Raw genomic sequence first — 6,202 nt, 5'->3', positions numbered from 1 at the left:
GGGGCCGCGTGCCTCGCCGGCCGGGCCGCCCGGGCCCGCGGGCCGGCGACGGCGCCGCCCCATGTCCCGCGCCTTCCGCACGCTCGCGATGACCCCGGCGATCAGGGTCCCGCCGTACAGCCAGCCGGCGTGCACCGCGAGGGCGGTGACCACGGCCATGGCCTGGCCGCCGAAGCCGCCCGTGCCGCCCGCGATCGGCACGACGCCGACGGCGAAGGCGATCGGGACCGCGATCGGCGCGGTGACCAGGTCGGCGGTGCGCACCCAGAGCGCGGTGAGCGCGCTCACCGGCAGGAACAGCAGGCCGAACGCCAGCGGCGAACCGTCCAGGACCAGCCAGTCCAGGAAGCCGACGACGAGCATCGCGGCCGCGGCGAAGAGCCCCGCGCCGAGCCCGGTCAGCCGGGGCGAGGGCAGCCGCCGCAGGGCCTGCACCACGGGGGGCGCGGGCCGCCGCGCGGTCGCCGGGGCGCCGACCCGGTAGACGGTGGCCGCCCCCGTTCCGGCTCCCTCCACCTCCACGAGCGCGCCGGGCGGCGTGAGAGGGGTCTGGGGCCGTCGGCGGCCTTGCGGCTGACTTGTCCTGTGCTGCTCCACCTCACCAACGTAGGTCGCGACGCGCCGGGAGGGGCCCGGGACACGCCCTTTGGGTGACCTTGGGGGCGTAGTTCGACCGAAGTCGACCGAAAGGGGCCGGAGCCCGTCCCCGGCGGTCGGTGAGGCCCGCGCCGGACCCCCCGTAAACTGGGGGATCGACCCATCATCCGTATCTAGGGAAGTCGCCACCGTGTCGCTCACGATCGGAATCGTCGGCCTGCCGAATGTCGGCAAGTCGACCCTGTTCAACGCCCTGACCAAGAACGACGTGCTGGCGGCCAACTACCCGTTCGCCACGATCGAGCCCAACGTCGGCGTCGTCGGCGTCCCCGACGCCCGCCTGACCAAGCTCGCCGAGATCTTCGGCTCGCAGCGCGTCCTCCCGGCCACCGTCGACTTCGTCGACATCGCCGGCATCGTGCGCGGCGCGAGCGAGGGCGAGGGCCTGGGCAACAAGTTCCTCGCGAACATCCGCGAGTCGGACGCGATCTGCCAGGTCATCCGCGCCTTCAAGGACGAGAACGTCGTGCACGTCGACGGCAAGGTCTCGCCCAAGGACGACATCGAGACGATCAACACCGAGCTGATCCTCGCCGACCTCCAGACGATCGAGAAGGTCCTGCCGCGCCTCCAGAAGGAGATGCGGATCAAGAAGGACACGGCGCCGAAGGTCGCCGCCGTCGAGGCCGCCCAGGCCATCCTGGAGAAGGGCGACACCCTCTTCTCCCAGGGCATCGTCCAGGGCTCGGAGAAGGCGGAGCTCCTCCACGACCTCCACCTCCTCACCACCAAGCCCTTCCTCTACGTCTTCAACGTCGACGAGGACGAGCTGACCGACGACGCCTTCAAGGCCGAGCAGAGCGCCCTCGTCGCCCCGGCCGAGGCGATCTTCCTCAACGCCAAGCTGGAGCAGGACCTCGCCGAGCTGGACGAGGAGGACGCCATGGAGCTCCTCCAGTCCGTCGGCGCCGAGGAGCCCGGCCTCGCCACCCTCGCCCGCGTCGGCTTCGACACCCTCGGCCTCCAGACCTACCTCACGGCAGGCCCCAAGGAGTCCCGCGCCTGGACGATCAAGAAGGGCGCCACGGCCCCCGAGGCGGCCGGTGTCATCCACACCGACTTCCAGAAGGGCTTCATCAAGGCCGAGGTCATCTCCTTCGCCGACCTGGTCGAGACCGGCTCCGTCGCCGAGGCCCGCGCCAAGGGCAAGGCCCGCATGGAGGGCAAGGAGTACGTCATGCAGGACGGCGACGTGGTGGAGTTCCGCTTCAACGTCTGACCCGACCCGCAGCCCGACGGCCCGGCCCGCGCTTCCGCGGGTCGGGCCGTCGGGCTGTGCGGGGTGGTCGGCCGGCGGAGGTCGTGCGGTGGGTTGACGGCCGGTCAGGGTGTAACAGAAACTGTTGCAGCGAGGAGGGGTGATGGCGGCGAACAGTCGGTTGACCGTCGCGACGCACGCGCTGGCCTGGCTGGCGCTGGCGCATCGGCGGGGGCACGAGGTGCTCACGTCGGAGCAGGTCGCGGCCAGTGTGAAGAGCAATGCCGTGATCATCAGGCGCAGCCTGGGTGACCTGCGGCGCGCGGGTCTGGTGGAGGTGCGCCACGGCGCGGGCGCGGGCTGGAGGCTGGCTCGCGCGCCGGAGGAGATCACCTTGCTCCAGGTGCACGACGCCGTCGACGCGCGGCCGCCGTTCGCCCTGCACCACAGCGAGCCCAATCTGGAGTGCCCCGTCGGCCGTGGCATCCGGCCCGCCCTGAGCGGGGTCTACGGCCGGGTCGAGGGGGCCATGCGGCGGGAGTTGGCGGGCGCGACGGTCGCCGACGTCCTGCGCGAGACGCTGACGAGCTAGAGCGGCCGGCCCCGGTGGGTCGGCGGTGGGCCGTTCGCCATGCCCCTTGTCGTAACCGAAATTGTTTCAGTGAGCGAGGAGTCAGACCGATGCGTGCCTTACGGTGCCCCGTCCTCGAACTGCGGCAGTACACGCTGCGCCCGGGACGGCGGGACGTGCTGATCGAGCTGTTCGACCGGGAGTTCGTCGAGTCCCAGGAGGCCGAGGGCATCACCGTCCTGGGACAGTTCCGCGACCTGGACGACCCCGACCGGTTCGTCTGGCTCCGCGGCTTCGACGACATGCCGGGGCGTGCGAGGGCCCTGGAGGGCTTCTACGGCGGGCCGGTCTGGCGCGCACACCGCGACGCGGCGAACGCGACGATGATCGACTCGGACGACGTGCTGCTCCTGCGGCCCGCCTCGGCGCACGGCGGCTTCCCCGCGGGGACCGCCGACCGGCCCGCACCCGGCGCCCCGGCGCCGTCGCCCGCGTCGGTCGTCCTGGCCACGCTCTGGTACGGGCGCGAGCCGTTCGACGAGGCGTTCGCCGCGTTCTTCCGCCGGCACGTGCTCCCCGTAGTGGCGGAGACCGGCGGCGAGCCCCTGGCGCACCTGTGGTCGGAACACGCCCCGAACACCTTCCCCGCCCTGCCGGTGCGGCTCCACGAGGAGGTCTTCGTCTGGTTCGCGCGCTTCGCCGACGAAGGCCACCTCGACCGGCACCTGGAGCACGTGCGGCGGTCGGAACGCTGGCGGGACGAGGTGGAGCCGACCCTGTCGGAACGGTCGGCCAGGAGCCCGCAACAGCTGCGGCTGGCGCCCACCGGGCGGTCGGCGCTGCGGTGAGCGCCCGGGAAGCCGAGCCCGCGCCGCGGCGTCCGCCCGCACCGCGGGGCGGCCGGTTCGGGGCCTGCGCGGGGGGTGGGGACGCCGGTTTCGGACGAATCGGGGGCGAGCGGCGGGATCGGTGCAGGTGGGGCGAGGAGCGCCGCGTATTCTCTCCTGCCGGGGGCAGCGGGGGAGACTGACGCGGAGGTACGGGTGGAGTTCCGGCTGCTCGGGTCCGTCGCGATCGTGACGGAGGGCGGCGACATCGCCGCGGGGCCGGCCAAGCGGACGAGTCTGCTGGCGGTCCTGCTGCTGCGCCCGAACACGGCCGTGAACGTGACGGGGCTGATGGACGCGCTGTGGGAGGACGAACCCCCCACACACGCGAAGACGGTGCTCCAGGGGCACGTGTCGCGGCTGCGGGCGCTGCTCGCCGCGCACGGCGCCGAGGCGTACGGCGTGGAGCTCACCACGCAGGGCTCGGCGTACCTCCTGCGGATGCCCGAATCGCTGGTGGACGCGCACCGGTTCGAGGAGCTGGTGGGGCTCGCCGGCACGCAGCGGCACGCGGCCGACAGCGTACGGATGCTGCGCGAGGCGCTGTCCTACTGGCAGGGGCCCGCGCTCACCGGCACCGTGCCGAGCGGGCCGCTGGAGGCCGCCGCCACCGCCCTGGAGGAGCTGCGGCTCACCTCGGTGGAGGCGCTGGCGGAGGCGTACGGGAAGCTCGGCGAGCACGGCAGGGCCGCCGCCGTGCTGCGCACCGAGGCCGTCGCGCACCCGCTGCGCGAGTCGCTGGCCGCCGCGCTCATGACCGCGCTGGCCCGGGCCGGACGCCGCTCGGACGCCCTCGACTGGTACCACCGCACCCGCCGGCTGCTCGCCGAGGAGCTGGGCGTGGATCCCGGCGCGGCGCTGAGCGAGACGTACGCGGGGCTGCTGCGGGACGCGGGCGCGGTGCTCGTCCCCGCACCGGCACCGGCACCCGCGCCCGCGCCCGCCGCCGTCGAGGTCGCCGGGCCCGAGCTGCTGCCGCGGGCGCCGCGCGGATTCACCGGACGGGACGCCGAGACCGCGGTGCTCGACCGGGCGGCCGGCGGCGGGGACGGGGCCGTGTGCCTGGTCACCGGGGCCGCCGGGGTCGGCAAGACGGCGTTCGCCGTGCAGTGGGCGCACCGGCGGCGGGCGGACTTCCCCGACGGGCGGCTCTTCGCCGACCTGCGCGGCTTCAGCGACACCCCGGCACCGGAGACGGGCGTCGTGCTGCGCGAGTTCCTGCTGGCGCTCGGCGTGCCGCAGCAGCGGGTGCCGGAGACCGCCGTGGGGCGCGGGGCGCTCTTCCGCAGCCTCACCGCGGCACGCCGGATCCTCGTCGTCCTCGACAACGCCCGCTCCTCCGAGCAGGTCAGGCCGCTGCTCCCCGGCGGCGAGCACTGCGTGACGGTGGTGACCAGCCGGGACCGGCTCGGCGGCCTGATCGCCTCCGACGCCGCCCGCCCGGTGCCGCTCGGCCAGCTGCCGCCGGACGACGCGACCGCGCTGCTCGCGACCGTCCTCGGCGAGGCCCGGGTCGCCGCCGAACCCGACGCCGCGGCCCGGCTCGCCGGACTCTGCGACGGGCTGCCGCTGGCGCTGCGGGTGACGGCCGCCCGGCTCGCCGAGCGCCCGGGGCGCTCGCTCGGCGCGATGGTCGGCGAACTCGCCTGCGAGCAAGGCCGGCTGGCCCTCCTCGACGTCGAGGACATCGGCGTCTCCGCCGCGCTGCGGCTCACCGTGCAGCAGCTCCCCGACTCCGCCGCCCGCGCCTTCCGCGCCCTCGGCCTGCACACCGGCTCCGACCTGGACCACTTCGCCGCCGCCGCGCTCACCGGCACCACCCACGCGCGGGCCTCGGCCGACCTGGAGCGGCTGGCCGCCGCCCACCTCCTCACGGAGGCGGTGCCCGGCCGCTGGACCCCGCACGACCTCGTCCGCCTCTACGCGCGCGGACTCGCGGCGCAGGCCGATCCGGAGGGGCTGCGCCGGCTCCTCGACCACTACCTGTACACGGGCCTCGCGGCCGACGCAGCGGCGGAACCGGGCTCGCAGCCCTGCTACGCGCTGCCCGCCGACGCGCGCCGGCCCGCCGCGATCCCGGAGTTCGAGGGGCGTACCGCCGCCCTCGACTGGTACGCGGCCGAACGCCCCGCCCTGGAGGGGGCGGTGGCTGCCGCCGCCGCGCTCGGGCTGCACGATCGGGCCTGGCGGCTGGCCCTGATGGCCTGGCCGCTGATGCTGATGCGGCTCCAGGACGGCTGGACCCCGCTCCTGGAGGCGGGGCTCGCCTCGGCCGACGCGGTCGGCGACCCCGACGCGCAGTCCCGGACGCGGGCGCTGCTCGGCTGGATCCTGCACGAGGAGGGGCGGCACGACGAGGCGCTCGTCCACCTGGAGAAGGCGCCCGCGCTCGCCGCCCTGGCCGGGGATCCCGTCAGCGAGGCCATCGCGGTCGTCAACCACGCGGCCGTCCTCGACGCCACCGGCGAGTGCGGCCGGGCCCGCGCGCTGATGGCCGAGGCGGTCGCGCTCGCGGACCGGACCGGGCACCCGTCCACGCAGGTGCTGACCCTCCAGCACCTGGCCGGGCACTGCCTGCGGGCGGGGGAGTACGAGGAGGCGCTGGCGCACGTGCTTCGCGCCGGGGAACTCGTCGCGCCCGACGCCGTCGTCGTCCAAGCCCAGCTGCGGATCGTGCGGGGTGAGGCGCTGGCCGGCATCGGACGCCTGGAGGAGGCCGCCCACCAGCTGGAACGCGCCGCCGCCGACGCCCAGGCGGCCGGTTTCACGGAGGGATCGGTGCGGGCGACGGAGCAGCTCGCGCGGCTGGCGGCGGGGCGTTAGCGATACGCAAGCGGTACGGCAGTGCCGGGGCGGAGTCTGTATCCGGTAACGACCGACCACCGCTCG

5 protein-coding genes are annotated in these 6,202 nt (G+C 74.9%); 4 read left to right on the top strand and 1 reads right to left on the bottom strand.

Annotated features, from left to right (window positions below; translation table 11 throughout):
- Window positions 1-516: DUF6542 domain-containing protein (locus IE321_RS25365; RefSeq protein WP_229916534.1), on the bottom strand; the 516-nt coding region annotated here is incomplete at its 3' end.
- Window positions 517-787: 271 nt separating this feature from the next.
- Here IE321_RS25365 and ychF point away from each other — a divergent pair.
- The 4 genes from ychF to IE321_RS25345 all read left to right on the top strand — a co-directional run bounded on the left by ychF (window position 788) and on the right by IE321_RS25345 (window position 6,136).
- Complete coding sequence (gene ychF, locus IE321_RS25360; protein ID WP_043228406.1) at window positions 788-1,876, top strand: redox-regulated ATPase YchF; 1,089 nt, start codon at window positions 788-790, stop codon at window positions 1,874-1,876.
- Between the two features lie 142 nt (window positions 1,877-2,018).
- A complete protein-coding gene (locus IE321_RS25355) occupies window positions 2,019-2,447 on the top strand; it encodes an Rrf2 family transcriptional regulator (RefSeq protein ID WP_190224650.1) in 429 nt (142 codons plus the stop codon).
- Between the two features lie 89 nt (window positions 2,448-2,536).
- Complete coding sequence (locus IE321_RS25350; protein ID WP_190224649.1) at window positions 2,537-3,274, top strand: NIPSNAP family protein; 738 nt, start codon at window positions 2,537-2,539, stop codon at window positions 3,272-3,274.
- Between the two features lie 195 nt (window positions 3,275-3,469).
- Window positions 3,470-6,136: an AfsR/SARP family transcriptional regulator gene (locus IE321_RS25345; RefSeq protein WP_190224648.1), complete on the top strand. Its 2,667-nt coding sequence runs from the start codon at window positions 3,470-3,472 to the stop codon at window positions 6,134-6,136.
- Window positions 6,137-6,202 lie beyond the last annotated feature (66 nt).

This window comes from Streptomyces hydrogenans (assembly GCF_014656075.1).
Classification (GTDB): domain Bacteria; phylum Actinomycetota; class Actinomycetes; order Streptomycetales; family Streptomycetaceae; genus Streptomyces; species Streptomyces hydrogenans.
The sequence above is the reverse complement of the archived record's forward strand: the minus strand, read 5'-3'. Positions and strand labels throughout refer to the sequence as shown.

Bases quoted from the DNA above. Each gene is read 5' to 3' on its own strand.
- IE321_RS25350 (WP_190224649.1), top strand. From the start codon at position 2,537: ATGCGTGCCTTACGGTGCCCCGTCCTCGAACTGCGGCAGTACACGCTG.
- IE321_RS25355 (WP_190224650.1), top strand. From the start codon at position 2,019: ATGGCGGCGAACAGTCGGTTGACCGTCGCGACGCACGCGCTGGCCTGG.